This is a genomic window from Bradyrhizobium sp. 192 (assembly GCF_023100965.1).
In the GTDB taxonomy this organism is placed as follows: Bacteria; Pseudomonadota; Alphaproteobacteria; order Rhizobiales; family Xanthobacteraceae; genus Bradyrhizobium; species Bradyrhizobium symbiodeficiens.
The window spans coordinates 75,108-97,266 of sequence record NZ_CP064690.1 but is presented as its reverse complement, the minus strand read 5'-3'; the positions used below and the strand labels follow the sequence as shown (position 1 = coordinate 97,266).

Sequence of the window (22,159 nt, the reverse complement as noted above, 5' to 3'; positions counted from 1 at the left end):
GCCGATGGTTTTCCTGGCCGACAACGGCCGGTGGTTATGGGTCCCGGCTTTCGCCGGGACGACGGATAGGGTGAAATGACCACCTCCAACAGCAAGTTCCGTAACACCAAGGAAGCCCCGACCGAGCCGTTCAAGCGATCGGTTGCGGCCTGCCTGAAGGCGATCGCGAAGTCGCCCGAGCTCGATGTCAGCTTCGCCGCTGAGCGGCCGGGCCTCGCGCCGGGCAAGGCCCGGCTGCCCGAGCCCGCGCGCAAGATGACGAAGCGCGACGCCGCGATCGTGCGGGGACACGCCGATTCCATCGCGCTGAAGATCGCCTGCCACGACGCCAAGCTGCATCGCAAGCTGATGCCGGGCAATCCGCAGGCGCGCGGCGTGTTCGAGGCGGTGGAGCAGGCTCGCGTCGAGGCGATCGGCGCGCGCCGCATGGCGGGCGTTGCGAAGAACCTCACCGCGATGCTCGACGACCATTTCCATCGCGGCAAGTTCGACGAGATCACCGACCGCGCCGACGCGCCCTTGGCGGACGCGCTGGCGATGCTGGTGCGCGAGCGCCTGACCGGCCTGGCGCCGCCGACCGCCGCGAAGAAGATGGTCGATCTCTGGCGTCCCATTCTCGAAGACAAGATCGGCAAGCGGCTCGACCGGCTCGATACCCTGGTCGAGGATCAGACCCGGTTCGGCGATGCCGTGCACGATCTGCTGACGGCGCTCGATATCGGCGACGAGCGCTCCGCCGACAGCGAAGACGATGACGAGAACGACGAGAACCAGGACGGCGACAACGATCAGTCCGGCGCCGAAGGCTCGCCCGATTCCGACGCCGCGCAGGAGATGAGCGCCGACCAGGCGCAGGCGAGTTCGGAAGAGATGAGCGAGAGCGCGATGGAAAGCGCGCAGGCCTCGACCTCCGACACCTTCGACGACGGCGAGCTCGGCGACGACGAGACGCCGGGCGAGGCGACGCGTCCGAACTCGAGCGGCAAGAACGAGCCGCGCGGGCCGGAATACCATGCCTTCGCGCCCAAGTTCGACGAGGTCATCGCCGCCGAAGACCTCTGCGACCACGACGAGCTGGAGCGGCTGCGCGCCTATCTCGACAAGCAGCTCGCGCATCTGCAGGGCATCGTCGCCCGCCTCGCCAACCGGCTGCAGCGCAAGCTGATGGCGCAGCAGAACCGCGCCTGGGAGTTCGATCTGGAAGAGGGCATCCTCGATCCGGCGCGGCTGTCGCGCGTGGTGATCGACCCCTACCAGCCGCTGTCCTTCATGCACGAGAAGGAGGCGACGTTCCGCGACACCGTGGTGACGCTGCTGCTCGACAATTCCGGCTCGATGCGCGGGCGCCCGATCACGGTCGCGGCGACCTGTGCCGACATTCTCGCGCGCACGCTGGAGCGTTGCGGCGTCAAGGTCGAAATTCTCGGCTTCACCACGCGCGCCTGGAAGGGCGGGCAATCGCGCGAGGCGTGGCTTGCCGCCGGCAAGCCGGCCAATCCCGGCCGCCTCAACGATCTCCGCCATATCATCTACAAATCCGCCGACGCCCCCTGGCGCCGTGCGCGAAAGAATCTCGGCCTGATGATGCGCGAGGGGCTGCTGAAGGAGAACATCGACGGCGAGGCGCTGGATTGGGCGCACAAGCGCCTCTTGGGCCGGCCCGAGCAGCGCAAGATCCTGATGATGATCTCGGACGGTGCGCCGGTCGACGATTCCACGCTGTCGGTCAATCCCGGCAATTATCTCGAGCGGCATCTGCGCCACATCATCGAGGAGATCGAGACCCGCTCGCCGGTCGAGCTGATCGCGATCGGCATCGGTCATGACGTGACGCGCTACTATCGCCGCGCGGTGACGATCGTGGACGCAGAGGAGCTCGGCGGCGCCATCACCGAGAAGCTCGCGGAGCTCTTCAGCGAGACCAACACCGCGCCGACGCAAGCACCCGGCCGCCCGCGACGCAAATTGCATTCGTGAGCACGCAATCGTCCCGTCGCAGCTTTATTGGCTATGCGGCGGCGGGATTTTCCACTCTCGCAGTCTCCCGCCTGGCGCGGGCGCAGGTGGCGACCGAGCCGCCGCCGCGCGCGCTGCAGGTCGAGAACGCCGTCGTCGAGCCTGTCAGCGTCGAGGTCAACGCACGCGCCATTCCCAATTTCGAGCCGCGTGACCGCACGCGCACCCGCTTCGGCTCGCTGGACTATCGCAGCGGCCTGGTGCTGACCTCGCCCTATCGCGGCTTTGGCGGCTTGTCCGGCATCCGCTTGGACGCCAAGGGCGAGGGCTTCCTCGCGGTCTCCGACCAGGGCGGCTGGTTCACCGGTCGCATCCGCTATTCCGGCGGCAAGATGGCCGGGCTCGACGACGTCGAGGCCGCGCCGCTGCTCGGCGCCGAGGGGCGGCCGATCACGGAAAAGCGGCTGTGGTGGGATTCGGAAGCGATCACGCGCGAGGGTGACGTCGTCTATGTCGGGCTCGAGCGCGTCAACCAGATCCTGCGCTATGATTTCTCCAAAGGCGGCACGCGCGCGCGCGGCGAAGTGGTGCCGGTGCCGGCGGGAATCCGCAAGCTGCCCTCCAACAAGGGGCTGGAGGCGCTGGTCGTCGTGCCCAAAGGCAAAGACCGGAACATGCCGCTGGCGGGCACCCTGATCGCCTTCTCCGAGCGCGGGCTGGACGCCGACGGCAACCTCACAGCCTTCCTGATCGGCGGTCCCACGCCCGGCCAGTTCAGCGTGCGGCGCACCGAGAAATACGACATCAGCGATGCCGTGCTGCTGCCCTCCGGCGAGCTTCTGATCCTCGAGCGCAAATTCTCCTGGTTCACCGGCGTCAACATCCGCATCCGCTCGATTCCGCTGAAGTCGATCGCGCCGGGTGCGCTGGTCGACGGCCCCGCGCTGTTCGCCGCCGATCTCGGCCACGAGGTCGACAACATGGAAGGCATCGACGCCCACGTCACGAGCGAGGGCGAGACCGTGCTGACGCTGATCTCCGACGACAATTTCTCGATGCTGCAGCGAACCCTGTTGCTGCAATTCACGCTGGTGGAATAGGCGGCGGCGCCGTCTCGCGACGAATGATTGCCGGAATGCACGCCGGGGCTACCCGCCATTCCCCCGCACGGCTGGCAATCCGCGCGTCGCTCACTACACTCCTCGCATTGCCCCTCTTACTGGAACTCCCCGCATGAGCGTCCTGTTTTCCCCGATCAAGCTGCGCGGCCTGACGTTGAAGAACCGTGTCGTGGTATCGCCGATGTGCCAATATTCGGCCGACGACGGCGTCGCCACCGACTGGCACTTCACCCACATCAACAATCTCAGCCTGTCGGGCGCGGCGATGTTCTGCATCGAGGCGACCCATGTCGAGGCGATCGGCCGCATCACGCCGGGCTGCCTCGGGCTCTACAGCGATGCCGCCGAGGCCGCGCTGAAGCAGATCCTCACCTCGGTGCGCAAGCATTCCACCACCGCGATCGCGATGCAGCTTGCCCATGCCGGCCGCAAGGCCTCCAGCGCGCGGCCCTGGGACGGCGGCCAGCTGATTCCGGTGGCCCAGGGCGGCTGGCAGACGGTGGCGCCGTCGGCGCTGCCGCACAAGGAGGGCGAGGCCGCGCCGCTGGCGCTGGACGCCGCGGGCCTCAAGCGCATCCGCGACGCCTTCGTCGACAGCGCGAAGCGCGCGGAGCGCATCGGCATCGACGCCATCGAACTGCACGGCGCGCACGGCTATCTCCTGCATCAGTTCCTGTCGCCGATCTCCAACAAGCGCACCGACGAATATGGCGGCTCGCTCGAAAACCGCATGCGCTTCCCGCTCGAGATCTACGACGCGGTGCGTGCGGTGTTTCCGCACGACAAGCCCGTGGGCATGCGGGTGTCGTCGACCGACTGGGTCGAGGGCGGCTGGGACCTGGCCCAGACCATCGAATTTTCAAAAGCGCTGAAGGCGCGCGGCGTCGACTGGATCGATGCCTCCTCCGGCGGCGTCTCGCCGCTGCAGAAGATTCCGCTCGGCCCCGGCTATCAGGTGCAGTTCGCAGAGGCCATCAAGCGCGAGACCGGATTGCCGACCATCGCCGTCGGCCTGATCACCGAGGGCAAGCAGGCCGAGGAGATCGTCGCATCCGGCAAGGCCGACATGGTCGCGCTCGCCCGCGGCATGCTCTACGACCCGCGCTGGGGCTGGCACGCGGCCGCCGATGTCGGCGGCGAGGTCGAAGCCCCGCCGCAATACTGGCGCTCGCAGCCCTCGACGCAGAAGGCGCTGTTCGGCAAGACCACATTCGGGGCGCGGTAGCTTCTTGACCTCTCCCCGCAAGAACGTCGTAAAGACGGGGAGAGGTGCCGACTCACCCCCTCCGTAAATCTCCTCAGCTTCCACCTCGCGCAAAACTGGCCTAACCTTGCCTCCACCCAACTCCTCGCGGAGGCCCGCCATGCGTTTTCGTGTTCGCAAAACCGCCCATGTGTTCGAGCGCGTCGGGCTTGCGATGGCCGGCGCGGCGTGCGGGCTGTTCGTCGGCGCCTATGTGGGAGCGGCGATATCGGCGCTCACCACGCAGGGCTTTCTGCTGCTGATGATGGTGCTGGGCTTCGTCGGCTTCTATCTCGGCATCGACACGCCGCAACTGCCGTTCGACGAGGCGCATAGCGAGATCGACGCCGCCGAATTCCTCAGTGCCGCCGGCACGCTCTGCGCCACGCTCACCGCGCTCGCCTCCGTCGCCGTCATCGTGCTTCGCCTCGAGCCGCATCTGGCATGGACCTGGCTTGCCCTGCTCGGCTGGATCGCCGGCGTCGCCATGCAGATCGTCGGCGGCGCGAAAGCGAGGATGCGGAAGTAGCTTTCTGTTCTCCCTCCCAGGGAGGTAAGCAAGACGTCCCGCTAGAACACCACGCCCACCCGCGTGCCGCGCTTCCAGGCGATGCGGCAGCGTTTTTTGGTGTTGACGTGCAGCAGCTCGAATCTGTCGGGAATCTTCACCTGGCCGCCGAGATCGACGCAGGCGCCGCCGGGCGAATAGTCGATCAGCGTGCAGGTGATCACAGGCGCGCGCGGGTCGGTGATGATCTTGGCCTGGCGCGACACCAGCCCTGCAGGCTTCACGCGGGCATATTTACGCGGATACATTGGCACTCTCCTCCAATTCCGCAGGCGTAGCGGCGGATCCTGTGCAGAATGATGCGGATGAATCGATGCGATCCGGCTAAAGCGGGCGGGAGAATTTTAATGAAAAGTAGCGGCGAGGGCAGAAAGCGAAGGTAACAGGGTGGGGCCCTCCCGCCTCCAGGCAGGGCTATCGCATCTGGCGTGCAAGATGCGGCCGCATCGGCGGTCGGCTCCCTCTCCCGCTTGCGGGGGAGGGTTGGGGTGGGGGCTGTCTCCGCATCGGGATTGTCGAGAATTGTGGAGGGCGCCCCCGAGTGGTGAGAACCCTCACCCGCCGCGCCCTGCGAGCGCGTCGGCCTCTCCCGCAAGCGGGAGAGGCGGAGCAAGCTCCACCGGCATCGGCACCGTCAAATAGTCCTTTGGCAAATTCACCGGTCGGTAGTCCGGCTCCACCGCGATCCGCTTCAGCACGCTCTCATGCACATGGGCGCCTTCGGGGATCAGGCGCGGCTCGCAATCGGGGATGTACAGGCCGAGAAACACCTTCCGCTCCGGCCACTCCCGAAACTTCGCGCGCTTCGGAAAGAACTCCAGAACCCGCCAGCCCGCCGTCATGGAATCGTGCAGCACGCCGGTCTTCCCGGTGTAATCAGGCGCGACATATTGGAACGGCGAGTTCTTGCGCTGGATGCCCCAGGCGAGCTGCCTGATGGTCGCGTGGTTGAAGTTCAGCCCCGCCTTCTCCGCCTCCGCGATCATCCAGATCAGCGGATATTTGGAGTCGCCGCTTCTAGCCTCCGGATAGCCGCCGCCGACGTCGCTGTGCACGCCGGCGAACCACACCTGCAGGATGTCCTGCGGCACCTTCTTTTCGTCGGGCACATAGCGGTTGCTCCAGAACTCCTGCGGCTCCTCATATTTGTTCAGGCGGAACATGCGACGCCGCTCGTCGATCGCGATCGCCTGCCGGAAGGTCCTGACGCTCGGATTGCGCCGTGTGAAGGCGAGCTCCTCCAGGCTGAACAGGAAGAAAAAATTATCGCGCCGCGGCACGATCACGCTCGCCACGGTGTCCCAGACGCCGATGAAATGGATGGTCGGCCAGCGCGTCGAGGTGATGCGCGCGAACTGGGCGGCGAGGTCGAACTGGTCCTTCGGCAGCGGCCCCTGCTCGTCGAAATCGACGTCGCTGAGGTCCTCGACGTCGTTGCCGTGCCCGGTGCCGGAATATTGCTTATAGGCGATGAGCCCCGAGCCTGCGAGGTTGGCCTGCTCCGGCCTGATCAGCCCGACCTTGTGGATCAGCCCCGCCAGCACGCGAACCGTGTAGGCCCCGCGCGAGAAGCCGAACAGATAGATCCTGTCGCCCGGCGCATATTGCTCGACCAGGAAGCAATAGGCGCTGAGCACGTTGTCATCGAGCCCGTAGCCGGTGGCGAGCCCCAGCACCAGATTGATATTGGCTTTCAAGCGGTGCCACGTCGTCGGCTCCGTTACCGTCCCGACGCCGGGATCGTAGAACGCCATCTGCCGCGGCTGCGTCCGGTCGGTCTTGCGCAGGCAGCGATACAGCTTCAGGACGTTGGAGATGTTCTCCGAGATCTCGTTGCCGGTGCCGTCACAGCAGATGACGAGATTTTTCGACTCGGATTTGCGCTCGCGCTCCACAGGTCAACCCCTCCCGGTGATGCTACCCGGGCGAGCATAGCCGAAAAGCGCGACGGGGAGGAGACGGCGCTTCTGCCTTCGCGGCGCCAACGCTTTGCGCTGCCGGAGCGCACGCCTCGTCCTTCGAGACGGCGCTGACGCGCCTCCTCAGGATGAGGCTGAACAGCATTGTCGCTCGTTGATGCTGCCGCCACGCACTCCGCTCCTCATCCCTGAGGGCCCGCCGAAGGCGGGCGTCTCGAAGGATGGCCGCAAGCGAGATCGCGCGATCGAAATTCGTCCTGCGTGAGGCGCAGAATGGCGAAAGACGCGCCCTACTTCTTCTTCCCCGGCCCGAAATCCGGCTGCCAGGCGGCGTCCTTGCGGTTCGGCGCGGCGGCGATCACCTTGGCCTTTTCCTTCTTCGGCTTCTTGGTTTCGCGATTGCCCTTTTGCTGTCCCTTGGCCATGACGTCAGTCTCCTCTTTGGGGGTTCGAGTGTTTGAGTTCGACTCTTGGGGGTTCGAGTCTTGGGGGTTCGAGTTCGTCCGATTGCAGCACCCGCGCGAAGGGCGGGCTCGTTGGCCTTGCAGGCCTTTGCGTCGAAGTTGGCCGCACGAGACATTTTCGCGCCGGCCTGTTCGCCGGTCGCGTTCACGGAACAGGGCACCGGCCCCGGCGCATGTGACTCTCGGCTCCCACCCGTTGCGAGGCGGAAGCATGCGCTGATGCAGGCGAGCCTACGCCCGCGCCAAACCGATAGCGAGGCCTAAAACGCCGCGCGCGCGGGCGTGACGCGGCGCCAAGGCAGGCGCGGATCGCGATAATGCTGGCTATTATGGGCCAACCGGCGCATGCTCCGCGTAGCCACGTCGGTTGGGGCCTGACCAGCGCAAGGGAGGCTTTCATGACCATCCGCTCGCGGCGCGAAACCATCACATTCAGGCATCCGGTCCACATTCGCGGCATCGCGCGCGAATTGCCGGCCGGCGCCTACGAGGTCGTCACCGACGAGGAGATGATCGACGGCCTGTCGTTTGCATCCTGGCGCCGCATTGCCACCATGATCACCGTGCCGTCCGAAGGCGTGCGGGGCGCAACCGAGATGCTGTCGATCGGCTCGGTCGACCTTGCCGACGCGCAGGCGGCCGACGCGCAATTCCCAGGAGACGAGCCGCGCCCATGACTGACATCCCCGTCGACCTCGACAAGCATCGCGGCATGGCCGCCCAGAAGGCGACCGACCTGCGCCGCGCGCTGGCCGACGTCGAGAACAATGTCAGGGAGCTGCGCGAGCGCGAGGCCGACCTCGAAAACCGCATGATGTCGGCGCCCGCCACCTCGTGGGCGGAGGCCGCGGTGAAGGCGCGCTATTTGCTCAACCTCTATGCCGCCAGCCTGCCCACCGAAGACACCCGCCACCGCGCGCTGGTCGCCGCCCTGTTCGACGATTTCGCCAAGCTCAGCGGCGACAGCTGAAGCCGGTCCCGGCGGCGGTCTCGCTGCACCTCTCCCGCTCCTGTCTCGCCGAAGCTTCGGCGAAGGCGGATGCGGGCGCGCACCCATCGTAAGACAGGAGTCCCCCATGACACTCACCACCAGCCGCTTCATCGCCCACGACCAGGATCGCGGCATCGTCCAGTTCTCGATGCAGGACGGGCCGAAGGAATTCGCCTGCGCGATCTCGACCTCCGCCATGGACGACCTCGAGCGCGGCCCGCGCGCCAGGCCCAGTGAGCGCGAAGAGCAGTTCATGCGCCTGCGCGACCGCATCGAAGCCTGCGTCGAACGGAAGTATCAGGCGACGGAGTTTGAGGGGACACCGCCGGGGATCGTGCTGCGGAGCATTGATTTTCGGGGGTAGGGGGCCGCGGATCGCCAGCGTAGTGTGGTCTGTTCCGCCAATATGCCTATGAAGCGTAAGCTTTCGAGATCGCTCCTGCTAAGCGTCAGTCTCGACCGATTGCAATTCCTCAATTGCTGACGGTTCAGGCTCGTCTGAGTTTGGCGTCGCCAAAAGTGCCGTCACTTCAATTTCCGGCAGCATTTCTACAGAACGTAGCTTTCGGTCGATCGCACGCTTCCGAATCGATACCCCATCAATAGTGTTTGAAGCTTCCTGTAGCTTCTTTTGTACTTTATCGATAATCGAACCGTATTTTTCGAATTCGGTCTTTACTGCGCCGAGAATTTGCCAGACTTCGCTAGATCGCTTTTGAATGGCGAGGGTCCTGAAACCCATGCGCAAGCTGTTCAAAAGTGCAAGCAGGGTTGTAGGTCCAGTTACGAGAATTCGATTCTCGCGCTGGAGAAAGTCTGAAAGGCCGGGCCTCCTGATGACCTCGGCGTACAAGCCTTCAGTAGGTAGAAACATTACCGCAAAGTCGGTGCTGAATGGCGGATGAATGTATTTTGTTGCGATATCGTTCGCAGCTTGCCGAATACGTGTCTCCAAGGCTTTGCCGGCTAGGTCGACTGCCTCTACATCGCCACGCTCTGATGCGTCCACTAATCGCTCAAAATCTTCGGTCGGAAATTTCGCGTCGATTGGCAGCCAGAGCGGGCCACCTTCGCCACCCGGAAGTTTGATTGAAAACTCGACCCTCTGGTTGCTCCCGGGCCTTACCTCGACGTTCTTTTCATACTGCTCGGGCGCCATCGCCTGTTCGAGGATGCTGGATAATGTGACCTCTCCCCAAGTGCCTCTAGCCCTTACATTTGTCATCATACGCTTGAGGTCGCCGACACCCGTGGCCAAGTTCTGCATCTCTCCTAAGCCGCGAAAGACCTGTTCGAGCTGATCGCTGACTTGTTTGAAGCTATTATTAAGTCGTTGCTCCAAAGTATCGTGAAGCTTTTCGTCGACAGTAGCACGCATTTGCTCAAGTTTTGCGGCGTTGTCACTACGAATGACCTCAAGACGTGCTTCCACCGTGGTGCGAATTCCTTCTTGTGCCTTCTCCAGTCTTTCAGTGAGGGAGCACAGAGTGTCATTGACATTGCCGAGCCGTTCGCTCTGCAATTGGCTCGATTGAGTAAGCGAGTCACTTACGCTAGTTCCTAGCCGGTGGAAGCTGTTACTGAGTTCGTCTTTCAGGATGCGAGCCGTCTCGGCGTGTCCCGTCAAGTTCTGCTCAAGCTTCTGTTCGATCATGCCTCGAAGATTATCTCGATTTGTGACTGCCTCCGATCTCATTTTCTCGATGTCAGCGTCCAACTTGGATGCGATGCCATCGGCTCGCAGCTCAATCGATGAATTTCCGCTATCGAGCCGGGTCGAAAACTCCTTGATCTGTTCGTTGATACCTCGTCCAAGGCTGCTGAAGCCAACGATGATCGCTTCTTGAAATTTGGCTAGTAGGTTGGCGAGTTCCTCCCGGACGCTCCTTGATTGATCCTCAGTTGCTCGGCGAAGCACTTCCGTCTCTTCGCGAAGTAGTCTGCCAAGCGCGGCCAGCGACAATTCTTGAGCCAATCGACGATAAGATAGGTAGCTGAGGAGCGAGAGTATGGCTGCGATTAAGCTAATTCCACACGATGCCGACAATAGCGAAAGGTTCAAATCCATTTGTTCCCCCAAAGAAAAATCAGCGATCGATTTCTATCCAACTATCCCTGCCACGTTTTCCAACACAGATGCGTCCGACAATGGTATTCGCTGAAACGTCGTAAAGAGCGCCGACTTGAAACACGCGGAGACCCAGCATTGTTCGTGATTCAGAGGACGTCGCCAGGTGCCGATTGTCTGGTGATGCAATTGCAGCTTCCACCCGATACTTTCCGCCGTTTTGGGCTAACGCGAGCCGGCTAGCAAGTTCGGGCCATTTTTCGATGCCGTCCGAATTTCGGCGGACACCATTTAGCATCTCGATCAGAGGCTGAAGTCGGTAAGGCGCATTTGGCGTCATGAACTCAAGGTGGATCGAGAGGCCAGTCAGCTCGCAGTTTCGAATGTCATCTGGGTGGGAGGCACGGCCACTCCACGCGCATGTTCGCCGTTCGGCCGGTGTGCAGAACGTTCCGGTCGATGATCGCTGGGCAACCTGCTCCAAGAATCGGAGACTTGATAGACTGCTGCTAACGAAGTAGCGCTTGAGCGCTCGTTTGCCCGTTAGCGAACATTTTTCGAGGCCAATTGGCAAAACCATCTTGCCGGTGATCTCGCATTTCTCAAGAACTCCGGCTCTCACAAGATGGCCGGTTATCTCGCATTTTTCTGCTTCGTCCATCGCCATGGGCAGGCGCGTCTCGTGGCATAGGGCAAATTCATGCTTGTGGCCTGTCCTTCCGGAGACTGACGACTTCATTGCTTCGTCGCGCCTATAGTCTCTTCCGGAGATTTCACTGACAGCCAATTCGTCGGCGAGAAAATCTAACTTCGTAAACGAGCATACGCGAAAATACTCTGCTTCGGCCTTCCTTCCGCTCATCGCGGACGTTTTGAGGAGGTCGGCCGAAACTAGATTTCCAGATACAGCAGATAATTCTGCCTCTTCACGAAGAATGCGCTTTCCGCTGAGCGCACAGAAAATCGTGAATTCTGGAAGAACAAGCCGCCCGCTCGTTTCTGATTTTGTGAGGAGGTGTTGGAGCACGTAGGCGCCGGTCACGTCACATCTGGCCAAGCAATGGCTAGGCACAGTCTTTCCAGACTTAGAGCATAAGCTCAGTTCGGGGGCTCGAACGAGTGTCCCATCGTGGGGGCGAACTACGAGAAGACTCTCGTATTCGTGTTCCGAGTCGATAGTATATCTCACCTCTACGCCGATTTCCCGATGCACTCTGCCGTCGAGTCCGACGAGGGTCATTTCAAGCCGAGGGGTAAACTCGTCTTCCAGCTTCTTGCGCTTGCGGGTATCGGATGTGCGTGCGGTCTCATGTTCTCGACGTTCCAAGTAGAAGCGTGAGAATTCAGAAATGCCGTCATCCGACATCGCGGCTCTCTGAAGCGTGTCGATGTCGATGCCAAGGGATTGAGGTCTATCGACTGCCTTTGGAATTGGATTGATCGCGGTCTTGCCGCGCTCACTCCGATGATCTTGATTCTTGCAGTCGACGCCCACAAGTCGCTCGTAGCTATCGTGAGCCACCGTAGCTCGAACACGCAAGAGAGCTGACCCATCGAACATTCGGACGGCATCTGTGGCTTCCGAGGACACGAACTGTCCCCCGAATTGGCTAACCCAAGTTTGGGCAGTTTCGCGGGATGCTCGCGTCGGATCTTGGTCAAGATCCTCTACTTTATGTAGTCCGCTCGCAACGACGCGATTAACAAGGCGCTCGAAGGCTGGCGCTCCCGGTGCGTATAGCGTGGTTCGTCTGGCTGGATCGGCCGGGTCGGCAAATCTGATGTATTCGCGTCCCCCATTCTCTTCAGCGCGAAGAAGTCCATTAGTCTCCTCAGTCAGTTGGATTTTGAGGAACTTGAGTGCGGCCAACGTGAACTCGCGCGGATCTAGCGACCTTTCATTTTCGGGGAGTGTCGGCGTGCGTGGACCGTCATATTCAGAATTCTCCGTGCCTCCGAGCATGGAGTTGATGTTTGCCTCTTCGCGATCAAGCTCTAGCTTGGCGTCCTCAATGCTTTTTTCGGCAAGTTTGGTAGCTTTTTCGACGTCCTTGCCTGCTAATGCGGCAAGCACAAGATCTAAGATTTTGTCCTCAAAGCCTGATCCGCCGTCTTCATCACCGTCGCCGACATCGGCGCCTTGCAGAAGAGCCTCTACGTCTCCAACGGCGTGTGACGCCATCTGAAGTTTTTCCATCAGTCTACCGACGATGTAATCCTCAAAAGTTCCTCTTAAAGTGACGTTGTAGATGCTTACAAATGCGTGCGTCGAAGCGAGGCGCTGCACGCGCCCGATTCGCTGTTCGACAATCATCGGATTCCAAGGCAGGTCGTAGTTGACGAGCACGTTCGCGATCTGAAGATTGACGCCTTCGGAACCCGCTTCGGTTGATACTAAGACTCTGTAGCGTGGAGGCGTTCCACGGAAGAGCCTAATGGTCTCCTGATTCCGTTCTCCCGAGTCGCCGTTAATTATGCCGACCTTCAGTCCATGGCCTTCTAGGAAGTTTTGGATTGTCGTTTGAGTTTCTCGTCGGATCGTGAATACGACCAGTCTCCAACCCTCTGGATTCTCTTTCTTTAGCTTTTCTATCAGTTTGTTGAGGCCGTGGAGCTTCGCCGTCAGAGGCATCTTGCTCACGATACCTTTGACGGTCGCTGCAAGGTCAGCCGGAGCCGTCCCGTTCCGCGCCATGTTCTCTAACTGAGCCGAGAGCGCCTCAGGACTACTCGTCAGCGCCTGTAGTATCGAGATTTGGGTGAGTCGATTGAGCTTTTGAATCGGTTTGGCAATTGCCTTGATGAGCTGAAGCTCTGCGGCAGTGGGATCGACTTCGTGTCTCAAAACCTTTCGCTCAGGGAAGTAAAGCTTCGCGTCACCTCGACGGACACGGGACATGTAACCGTAAACGATCGATCGAAATTCGTCTCTCGCCTCTTCCTTTAGCTGTCGTGCCCCCTCCCGCGGATCAGCAACAAATTTCCGGATGAACATGCCTTCGCTGCCGAAGGGGTTGTCATGTCCACGTGCGACAGTCAGTAGATCTACGAGAGAATATAGATCCCACAAGCGGTTTTGGATGGGTGTTGCGGTTAACATTAGGACGTAGGGAAATCGTCGTTCCTCCAGGGCCTTTCGGAAGCGTTTCGCCACTTGCGGGGCGTTAGGGACCCCGTAAAGGTTCCTGAGCTTGTGCGCTTCGTCTAGGACAAGCATCTGGAAGCGGTCTTCAGGAAGCTGTTCAAGATACAATCGAGCTGAATTGTATGTTGTGATTACCGCACCGACTTCATCAGGCTCCGCATCCAGTAGATCTCTCCCGAATGCAACGATGCCTGGAATGTTGAACTTCGCTTCGAGTTCCTCCTTCCATTGCTGAGCAAGAATTTTTGGACAGACGATTAGGACTTTGGACAGTCGTGATCGAACGACGAGTTCGCTGATGATCAGGCCAGCGCTGATCGTTTTTCCAAGACCAACGTCGTCTGCAAGCAGAGTCACGGGAAGACGACGGCAGAATGTAATGAGGTTGGTTACTTGGTGATGGTACGGAGTGAGACGATCGCTCCACCTCGGCGTCGACTTAAAGTCTTCCGGTCGATCAATGACAATTGGATCGGTCAGATCCCATTCGAGACCTGCTCGGTAAATTCGGTATTCGTCGGGCTCTTTGCTGCGGCTAAGAATCTTCGACTTAAATTCAGTGGCGACGTCCATCCTCCGCCCCGATCTGCGACGTGCTCAACCGCAGGATGCTCGGTGCCACCATTGCGGGCAAGTGCACTTTCGTCGTTGTACTACTGTCGTACCGCCAAAAACAAAAAACGGCCGGATCTTCCGATCCGGCCGCAACGCAAACTCTTACTCGGCTAAGCCTACGCCTCGCGACGCAAGCCCCCGCCCAATTCTAAATCGCTCAGCTCGCCTTCTTCTCCGGCGCCGGCGTCGGGCCGACCTTCTTCTGGATGGCGCGCTTCAGATCGAGGGCGCGGGGCGACAGGACGTCGGCCTTGGCCTTGATCAGGTAGGCGTCGAGGCCGCCATTGTGGTCGACGCTCTTCAGCGCGTTGGTTGAGACGCGCAGGCGCACGTTGCGCTCCAGGGCTTCGCTGATGAAGGTCACGTTGACCAGGTTCGGCAGGAAGCGGCGCTTGGTCTTGATGTTGGAGTGGCTGACCTTGTGGCCGACGAGGGGGCCCTTGGCCGTCAGTTCGCAGCGGCGAGACATGGCATCAATCCTTATCCTGAAACCCCCAACGATTTGCGGCCGCCATTCTGGGCGCCACGGGGGCGAATTCTTTTGTCCTTGCAGGGAGCGGCGGACGTATAGGGGGGAAGGGGCGGGACGTCAAGGTTTTGGGCGGTCTTTTGGGGGCCGCTCGGATGGTGCGCTCCCTCGCCCGCTTGCGGGAGAGGGTGGGGAGAGGGCTCTTTCCTCTGGGGGGCAGACATCATTACGGATGGTGCCCCCCAGAGGAAAGAGCCCTCACCCGCGCTGCGCCATAGCCGAGGCTCCGCCTCGGCGTTCTCCGGAGGACGGCCGCCGAAGGCGGCCTGTGCTCTCCCGCAAGCGGGAGAGGTGTCGGAGCCCGCGGCTACCCCCAATCACCAAAACGGCAGTGTTTGTCGCGCCTTAACATCACATAAAGGGCGTATTCGCCGCCGAAGAGTCCGGCGGAGTTCCCGGATTGACACGCTCCGACACATTGTTTGCCGCTGTTTTTGGCTTAAGTAACAGCCGTCGCGCCCCGATTGGATTGTTTCGTGCCCACAACGCTACTTTTTGCGCCCGAACAGCGCTCAGTCCGCCCGCGCTTTGCTGGATGGCTGGCGGTGCTTTGCGGCCTGGCGGTGGCGTGGGGCGCAGTGCCGGCGGCGGCGCAGGGCAAGCTCGAGGCGCAATATGAGGCCTCGCTGGCCGGCATTCCCGTCGGCAAGGGCGCCTGGAACATCGAGATCAACGACGATGTGTTCGCGGCGGCCGCGTCCGGCGGCACCTCGGGGCTGCTGAAGTCGTTCACGGGCGGGTCCGGCACCGGCGCCAGCCAGGGGCGGGTCGTCAATGGCGCGCTGGTTGCGACCGGCTATCAGGCCTCCACCACCACCTCGAAGAAGACCGAAGAGATCCGCATCACGCTCGACAAGGGCAATGTGAAGGATTTTGCCATCCTGCCGGAGCCGCCGGTCGATCCCGATCGTATCGTCGTCACCGAGGCGCACCGCCGCGGCGTCTGGGACCCCATGACGGCCTCGCTGTTGCGGGTATCGGGCACTGGCGACCCGGTCTCGCCGGAGGCCTGCCACAGCTCGGCCCCCGTGTTCGACGGCCGCATGCGCTACGACCTCAAGCTTGATTTCAAGCGCATGGAGACCGTGAAGGCCGAGAAGGGCTACAAGGGCCCGGTGGTGGTCTGTTCGCTCTATTTCGTGCCTGTTGCGGGCTACATCCCCGATCGCCCCGTGATCAAATACCTCGCCGCCCAGCGCAACATCGAGATCGCCTTCGCGCCGGTGGCGGGCACGCGCATCCTGGTCCCGTTCTGGCTGAAAGTGCCGACGCCGCTCGGCCCGGCCATGCTGGAAGCCACCAGCTTCATCACCACGGCACAGCCGCCCAAGGTCGCCAAGACGCAGTAAGCGGTGGCGGCGGGTGCGTTCTTTCTTCGCCGTCATCCCGGGGCGCACCGTAGCTCGTCGCTGCGCGCCGCCCCGGAATGACCCGTCGGAGCTGGAAAAAAACAAAGCAAATTCAATGGCATGCCTACTGTGCATGGGGTTGTTTTCGCAAAAAAGGGTCAGGGCAGCCGTCATGGCCGGGCTTGACCCGGCCATCCATCCCTTGGACAGACGCTCGTGTTGCGATGGATGCGCGGGTCGAGCCCGCGCATGACGAGGCCCCGGGAATCCATTTGACTCCTCCCCGATTCTGATTCGACTCCGCGCCGTCCCCAACTTAACGGTTTGCGCCATCGAAACGTCACTTGTACGGCGGCCCAAAACTCCATCTAGTCGCAGCCAATAAGAGTCCCGCGACATGTTGCGGTGAACGGAACAGGACTCCAGGGGGAGTCAGCGATTCGGCCGCGATTCGTTCTAGAGTCGTTCCGAAGCTTAAGACCAACGGGAAAAGCGTCGCAAAGTGAGACAGTTGCGCGGGATTTGGGGAGGGGCTCCCACGTTTGGTGCGCCCCACACCCTGAGGAGGCCGCGCAAGCGGCCGTCTCGAAGGGCAAGGAGCTTGGCGACGGCACCGGCAGCCGGGCCTTCATCTTTCGAGGCGCGCTGATGCGCTCCTCAGGATGAGGAGCAGCGACGCGCACCAGACAGCACTGACATTCGCCCAATCAGGCACTAACTAATCCCCCAGATGCCCTTTTCCTCCTCCCCCTTCGCTTTCGAGCGCGCGCTTTCCGATCGCGTGCCTGGCGCCGGCGTCACCGCGGTGCTCGGCCCGACCAACACCGGCAAGACCCATCTCGCCATCGAGCGGATGCTCGCGCATCCCTCGGGGCTGATCGGCCTGCCGCTGCGCCTGCTCGCGCGCGAGGTCTACAACAAGATTGCCGCGCGGGTCGGCAGCGACGCGGTCGCGCTCGTCACCGGCGAGGAGAAGATCAAGCCGAAGAGCCCGCGCTATTGGGTGTCGACCGTCGAGGCGATGCCGCGCGACCTCGACGTCTCCTTCCTCGCCGTCGACGAGGTCCAGATCGCCAGCGATCTCGAGCGCGGCCACGTCTTCACCGACCGCATCCTCAACCGCCGCGGCCGCGACGAGACGCTGCTGTTGGGCGCTGCCACCATGCGCCCGATCATCGAGCGGCTGCTGCCGGGCGTCTCCATGATCACGCGGCCCAGGCTGTCGCAGCTGGAATTCGCCGGCGACCGCAAGATCACGCGCCAGCCGCGCCGAACTGCGATTGTCGCGTTCTCGGCCGACGAGGTCTACGCCATCGCCGAGCTGATCCGCCGCCAGCATGGCGGCGCCGCCGTCGTGCTCGGCTCGCTCTCGCCCCGCACGCGCAATGCGCAGGTGGCGATGTTCCAGAACGGCGACGTCGATTATCTCGTCGCCACCGACGCCGTCGGCATGGGCCTCAATCTCGACGTCGACCACGTCGCGTTTGCCTCCGACCGCAAGTTCGACGGCTACCAGTTCCGTCGGCTGACGCCGTCCGAATTCGCGCAGATTGCAGGCCGCGCGGGGCGCGCAACGCGCAACGGCACTTTCGGCACCACCGGCCGCTGCGCGCCGTTCGAGCCCGAGCTCGTCAACGCGCTGCAGAACCACACTTTCGAACCCGTGAAGATGCTGCAATGGCGCAACGTTAGGCTGGATTTTGCCTCGCTCGGCGCGCTCCAGGTGTCCCTGAACCTCGGCCCCGGCCACGAGGCCCTGACGCGCGCGCCTGTTGCCGAGGACATGCGCGTGCTCGAGCACGCCGCCCGCGACGCCGAAGTGCGCGATGTCGCGCATGGCAAGGAGGCCGTGGAGCGGCTGTGGGAGGCCTGCCAGGTCCCCGACTATCGAAAATTGTCGCCGGCCGCCCATGCCGAGCTGGTGACCACGCTGTACGGCTTCCTGATGCGGAAGGGCTGCATCCCCGATGCCTGGTTCGAGGCCCAGATCACTCAGGCCGACCGCGTCGACGGCGACATCGACACGCTGTCGGCCCGAATCGCGCAGATCCGCACCTGGACCTTCGTCGCCAACCGTCCGGACTGGCTGAAAGACCCCGAACGCTGGCAGGGAATTGCCCGCGAGGTCGAAAATAAATTATCGGATGCGCTCCATGAACGCTTGACTGAGCGTTTCGTTGATCGCCGGACCAGTGTATTGATGCGCCGCCTGCGGGAGAACACGAGCTTGAATACTGAAATCGGCAAGACCGGCGAAGTCATCGTCGAAGGCCATGTCATCGGCCGTCTCGATGGCTTCACCTTTGCACCGGATGCGGCGGAAGCCGGCTCCGATGCGAAAGCCTTGCAGGCTGCAGCGCAAGCGGTGCTCGCCGGCGAGATCAACACGCGCGCCGAAAAGCTCGGCAACGCGCCGGACGATCAGTTCGTGCTGACCTCGGAAGGCATCATCCGCTGGACCGGCGACGCGGTGGCGCGACTGTCTGCCGCAGAGGACGCGCTGCATCCGCGCATCCGCATCATCTCCGACGAGCGCCTGACCGGCGCCCCCCGCGACAAGGTGCAGGCCCGGCTTGAGCTCTGGCTCAAGACCCATGTCGAGAAGCTGCTCGGGCCGATGTTCGAGCTGTCCAAGGCCGAGGACGTCACCGGCATCGCCCGCGGCATCGCCTATCAGCTCGTCGAGGCCCTCGGCGTGCTCGAGCGTCCCAAGATCGCCAACGAGCTGAAGGATCTCGACCAGCCCTCGCGCGCGGTGCTGCGCAAATACGGCGTCCGGTTCGGCGCCTATCACATCTATTTCCCCGGCCTGCTCAAGCCTGCCGGGCGTGCGCTGGCCGCGCTGCTGTGGGCGCTGAAGCAGGACAATGTCGATCTGTCCTCGCTCTCAGGCGCGCAGCATCTGGCCTCCTCGGGGCGTACCTCGTTCCCGGTCGACAAGGCGCTGCCGCGCGATGCCTATCGCGTGCTCGGCTACAAGCAGGCCGGCGAGCGCGCCGTGCGTGTCGACATCCTGGAGCGCCTGGCCGATCTGATCCGCCCGGCGCTGGCCTGGCGCGAGAACGCATCCGGTGAGAAGCCGGCCGGCGCCTTCGACGGCCGCAGTTTCGTGGTGACGCAGGCGATGACCTCGCTCACGGGCTCCGCCGGCGAAGATTTCGCCTCGGTGCTGCGTGCCCTCGGCTATCGCATGGAGAAGCGTCCGCCGCTGCCGGCAAAGCCGGCCGTGGCCGAGCAATCCGTGTCTGAAACCGTCGCGACCGAGACGCCCCCGGCTGAAGGCACCGCGGAAACCTCGAACGAGACCTCGACAGAGACTGCGGCCGAGGCCGTTGCCGGCCTGCCGGCGGAGGCTTCCACCGAAGCTGCCGCCGAGCCGGTCACCGTCGAAGACGCACCCGGCATGGAGCCGCAGGACGAGCCGGCTCAGGAGGCTGAGCCGGCGCTGGTGGCCTCTCCCGAGGCCCCCGTCACGCCCGAAGACGCGCCCGGCATTGCACCGCCGGCGGAAGAGCCCACTGCGCCCGTCGAGTCCGCCGGCCTCGAAGCCGCCCCGGCCGAGACGGCCGCAACCGAAGCTGCCGCGTCACCCGACGCCGCCGCGCCTGAAGCTGCGGCGACGCCCGCCGAGCCCGAGCTGATCGAGGTCTGGCGTCCCGGCGGCCGTCACGAAGACCGCAAGCCGCGCCACGAGCGCCATCGCCACCAGCGTCACCAGAACCAGCGTCCGCAGGCCGGCGCTGAAGCTGGCGCCGCACCCGGTGCAGCGAGCGCCGCGCCCGGCGAAACCGCCGACGGCGCGAAGCCGGGTCATCGTGGTGGGCATCGGAGGGACGGTGGCAGAGACTTCCGCAAGCCGCGCGAGGGTGGCGAAGGCGCGCCGCGTCCCGAGGGGCGCGACGACAAGAACCGCCGCTTCGAGGGCAAGGATCGCGACAACAAGGACCGCGACAACAAGGGACGCGATCGCGACAAGGGCAAGTTCGGCGGAGATCGCGACAAGGGCCGTGACAACCGCGGCCGGGATCGCGACAAAGGCCGCGACCGCCAGGGCGGTCCGTCGCTGCGTCCCTACGCCTCGAGCGCAAACCCACGCGAACGCGACCGTCCCGCCGATCCGAACTCGCCCTTCGCAAAACTCGCCGCGCTGAAGGAGCAGCTTTCCGGGCGCAAGGAGTAGCATAGCGTTTTCAAGCGAAGTGCGGAGCGGTGCGCGTGAAGAAAACGCGTCGGAAGGAATAGAGCCACGACCGAGCGGCAGCGCCTCGACAAATGGCTGTGGCACGCGCGGGTGGTGAAGGCGCGGACCTCGGCGGCCGAACTCGTTGGATCCGGTCATGTCCGCGTCAACGGTGAGCGCGAAAAGGCGCCGGGCCATGCGATCAAGCTCGGCGACGTCATCACCGTCGCGCTCGATCGCACCGTGCGCGTGTTGAAGGTGACAGGCTTCAGCGAACGCCGCGGCGATGCCGCCTCGGCGCGCGTGCTCTACGAAGAGCTCGGGATGCGCAATTAATTGCGCTTTGCATTCATTTCTTGGTCGATCAAACGCGCAAAGCCGTCATGATCGGGCCTTCCCGACCTTGCGGCGCCCGGCCATCCGCGCTACGCAAGCCGCGACTTTTAAAAGAGCTTTTCGGAGCGTTGGATGACTTACGTCGTCACTGAAAACTGCATCAAGTGCAAGTACACCGACTGCGTCGAGGTCTGCCCGGTCGACTGTTTCTATGAGGGTGACAACATGCTCGTCATCCACCCGGACGAGTGCATCGATTGTGGCGTGTGCGAGCCGGAATGCCCCGCCGATGCCATCAAGCCGGACACGGAACCGGGCCTCGAAAAGTGGCTGGAAGTGAACACCCAGTACGCCAAGAGCTGGCCGAACATCACCCAGAAGAAAGAATCACCTGCCGACGCCAAGGAATTCGACGGCGCGGAAGGCAAGTTCGAGAAATATTTTTCCCCGAACCCCGGCTCCGGCGACTAAATCGGGCTCAAACTTAACCCTAATAGCGTCGCTGCCGCTGAAAACCAGCCCTGAAGACCCCTAAATCATTGATTTTTGCGGGAAATGTGCTATAATGGGCACATTAAGCCGAACCCTGTCAGCCCCGTTGGCCCCGCTGGGTTCCCGTGAAACCAAATGTCGAACAGGGGCGTGGCAGTTTCCGCGCGCAGGCTGTGTCACAGAAAACGCGTAAAAAGAGTACTTCAGCGAGGGCTTCCCATAAGGAGGCCAAAAAAGTCGCCGCGGCCAGCCGTAGCGCATCCAAGGGTCGGGCCGCTGCCAAGGCGCCGCCGGCTGCAAAGTCCTCGAAGAACAAAAGAAGCGCAATGCCTAACAAGACTGCCAAACCGGCCGCGAAAGCGACCGTTGCAAAGCCTGCCGCCAAGCCTGTCGCTGCCAAGGCCCCTGCTGCCAAGGCTCCTGCTGCGAAGCCCGCCGCGTCGAAGGCTCCCGTTGCTGCTCCTGCCAAGGCTCCCGTCGCTGCCGCCAAGCCCGCTGTGAAGCCGGCGGCCGCTGCGCCGAAGGTCGAGGAAAAGAAGGTCGTGACCCAGCGCCAGGGCTTCAAGGCCAATGAATTCGTCGTCTATCCCGCTCACGGCGTCGGCCAGATCCTGGCCATCGAGGAGCAGGAGATTGCCGGCGCGAAGCTCGAGCTGTTCGTCATCAACTTCATCAAGGACAAGATGACGCTGCGCGTGCCGACCGCCAAGGTCGCCAATGTCGGCATGCGCAAGCTGTCCGAGCCGGCGCTGGTGAAGAAGGCGCTGGAGACGCTCAAGGGCCGCGCCCGCGTCAAGCGCACCATGTGGTCGCGCCGCGCCCAGGAATACGAAGCCAAGATCAATTCTGGCGACATCGTCGCGATCGCGGAAGTCGTGCGCGATCTCTTCCGCTCGGAATCGCAGCCGGAGCAGTCCTACAGCGAACGCCAGCTCTATGAAGCGGCGCTCGATCGTCTGTCCCGCGAGATCGCGGTGGTGCAGCACTCGACCGAGACCGAAGCGGTCAAGGAGATCGAGGCCCAGCTCGCCAAGAGCCCGCGCCGCGGTGCCAAGTCCGAAACCGCCGAAGGCGAGGCGGATGCCGAGGGCGATACCGACGACACCGATGGCGACGACACCACCGTTGCCGACGAGGCTGCGTAAGCGCTTTCGTCGCGTCGATCGCAATAGATCAAAAGCCC

General features: G+C 62.8%; 18 protein-coding genes. 12 read left to right on the top strand and 6 right to left on the bottom strand.

Annotated features, from left to right (window positions below):
• The first annotated feature begins 75 nt into the window (after positions 1 to 75).
• The 4 genes from cobT (at position 76) to IVB24_RS00450 (ending at position 4,849) form a co-directional block, all read left to right on the top strand.
• Positions 76 to 1,977, top strand: coding sequence for a cobaltochelatase subunit CobT (cobT, locus tag IVB24_RS00465; protein WP_166476816.1), 1,902 nt, complete (start codon positions 76 to 78; stop codon positions 1,975 to 1,977).
• Positions 1,974 to 3,056, top strand: a complete 1,083-nt coding sequence (locus IVB24_RS00460; RefSeq protein WP_247771715.1) for an esterase-like activity of phytase family protein — start codon at positions 1,974 to 1,976, stop codon at positions 3,054 to 3,056. The genes cobT and IVB24_RS00460 overlap by 4 nt, the downstream gene beginning before the upstream one ends.
• A 133-nt stretch (positions 3,057 to 3,189) precedes the next feature.
• On the top strand, positions 3,190 to 4,302 hold the full coding sequence (locus tag IVB24_RS00455; protein ID WP_247771714.1) for an NADH:flavin oxidoreductase/NADH oxidase: 1,113 nt from the start codon (positions 3,190 to 3,192) through the stop codon (positions 4,300 to 4,302).
• 139 nt (positions 4,303 to 4,441) lie between these two features.
• Positions 4,442 to 4,849 carry a hypothetical protein gene (locus tag IVB24_RS00450; protein WP_094973540.1) on the top strand — a complete coding sequence of 136 codons (408 nt, stop codon included), beginning with the start codon at positions 4,442 to 4,444 and terminating at the stop codon, positions 4,847 to 4,849.
• Positions 4,850 to 4,890: 41 nt separating this feature from the next.
• On the opposite strand, the gene IVB24_RS00445 is transcribed toward IVB24_RS00450, so the two are convergent.
• From IVB24_RS00445 to IVB24_RS39995, 3 genes are all read right to left on the bottom strand, one after another.
• Positions 4,891 to 5,136, bottom strand: a complete 246-nt coding sequence (locus tag IVB24_RS00445; RefSeq protein WP_162308859.1) for a PilZ domain-containing protein — start codon at positions 5,134 to 5,136, stop codon at positions 4,891 to 4,893.
• A 306-nt stretch (positions 5,137 to 5,442) separates the two neighbouring features.
• Entirely contained in the window at positions 5,443 to 6,783 is a 1,341-nt protein-coding gene (locus IVB24_RS00440; RefSeq protein WP_247771713.1) for a DUF2235 domain-containing protein, read from the bottom strand.
• A 314-nt stretch (positions 6,784 to 7,097) separates the two neighbouring features.
• The gene (locus IVB24_RS39995; protein WP_256471549.1) at positions 7,098 to 7,232 is read right to left on the bottom strand and encodes a hypothetical protein; all 135 of its coding nucleotides are present in this window, start codon (positions 7,230 to 7,232) and stop codon (positions 7,098 to 7,100) included.
• Between the two features lie 437 nt (positions 7,233 to 7,669).
• Between IVB24_RS39995 and IVB24_RS00435 the strand changes: the two genes are divergently transcribed.
• The 3 genes from IVB24_RS00435 to IVB24_RS00425 all read left to right on the top strand — a co-directional run bounded on the left by IVB24_RS00435 (position 7,670) and on the right by IVB24_RS00425 (position 8,626).
• Positions 7,670 to 7,948, top strand: a complete 279-nt coding sequence (locus IVB24_RS00435; protein ID WP_247771712.1) for a hypothetical protein — start codon at positions 7,670 to 7,672, stop codon at positions 7,946 to 7,948.
• Positions 7,945 to 8,241, top strand: coding sequence for a hypothetical protein (locus IVB24_RS00430; RefSeq protein WP_247771711.1), 297 nt, complete (start codon positions 7,945 to 7,947; stop codon positions 8,239 to 8,241). Before IVB24_RS00435 ends, IVB24_RS00430 begins: the two co-directional genes overlap by 4 nt.
• Before the next feature lie 106 nt (positions 8,242 to 8,347).
• Positions 8,348 to 8,626: a DUF1488 family protein gene (locus IVB24_RS00425; RefSeq protein ID WP_247771710.1), complete on the top strand. Its 279-nt coding sequence runs from the start codon at positions 8,348 to 8,350 to the stop codon at positions 8,624 to 8,626.
• A 78-nt stretch (positions 8,627 to 8,704) separates the two neighbouring features.
• Here IVB24_RS00425 and rmuC read toward each other — a convergent pair whose 3' ends face one another.
• The 3 genes from rmuC to rpmB all read right to left on the bottom strand — a co-directional run bounded on the left by rmuC (position 8,705) and on the right by rpmB (position 14,559).
• Entirely contained in the window at positions 8,705 to 10,330 is a 1,626-nt protein-coding gene (gene rmuC / locus IVB24_RS00420; protein ID WP_247771709.1) for a DNA recombination protein RmuC, read from the bottom strand.
• Positions 10,331 to 10,349: 19 nt separating this feature from the next.
• Entirely contained in the window at positions 10,350 to 14,048 is a 3,699-nt protein-coding gene (locus tag IVB24_RS00415) for an SNF2-related protein (protein ID WP_247771708.1), read from the bottom strand.
• 199 nt (positions 14,049 to 14,247) lie between these two features.
• Positions 14,248 to 14,559 (bottom strand): 50S ribosomal protein L28, encoded by a 312-nt coding sequence (rpmB, locus tag IVB24_RS00410; RefSeq protein ID WP_247771707.1) that lies wholly within the window; start codon positions 14,557 to 14,559, stop codon positions 14,248 to 14,250.
• A 599-nt stretch (positions 14,560 to 15,158) separates the two neighbouring features.
• Between rpmB and IVB24_RS00405 the strand changes: the two genes are divergently transcribed.
• The 5 genes from IVB24_RS00405 to IVB24_RS00385 all read left to right on the top strand — a co-directional run bounded on the left by IVB24_RS00405 (position 15,159) and on the right by IVB24_RS00385 (position 22,121).
• Complete coding sequence (locus tag IVB24_RS00405) at positions 15,159 to 15,968, top strand: DUF3108 domain-containing protein (protein WP_247774260.1); 810 nt, start codon at positions 15,159 to 15,161, stop codon at positions 15,966 to 15,968.
• Between the two features lie 730 nt (positions 15,969 to 16,698).
• Positions 16,699 to 20,148, top strand: a complete 3,450-nt coding sequence (locus IVB24_RS00400) for a helicase-related protein (RefSeq protein WP_247771706.1) — start codon at positions 16,699 to 16,701, stop codon at positions 20,146 to 20,148.
• Between the two features lie 111 nt (positions 20,149 to 20,259).
• Positions 20,260 to 20,484, top strand: coding sequence for a S4 domain-containing protein (locus tag IVB24_RS00395; RefSeq protein WP_247771705.1), 225 nt, complete (start codon positions 20,260 to 20,262; stop codon positions 20,482 to 20,484).
• A 132-nt stretch (positions 20,485 to 20,616) separates the two neighbouring features.
• The gene (gene fdxA / locus IVB24_RS00390) at positions 20,617 to 20,955 is read left to right on the top strand and encodes a ferredoxin FdxA (protein WP_094973449.1); all 339 of its coding nucleotides are present in this window, start codon (positions 20,617 to 20,619) and stop codon (positions 20,953 to 20,955) included.
• Between the two features lie 347 nt (positions 20,956 to 21,302).
• Complete coding sequence (locus IVB24_RS00385) at positions 21,303 to 22,121, top strand: CarD family transcriptional regulator (RefSeq protein WP_247771704.1); 819 nt, start codon at positions 21,303 to 21,305, stop codon at positions 22,119 to 22,121.
• Positions 22,122 to 22,159: the final 38 nt, after the last annotated feature.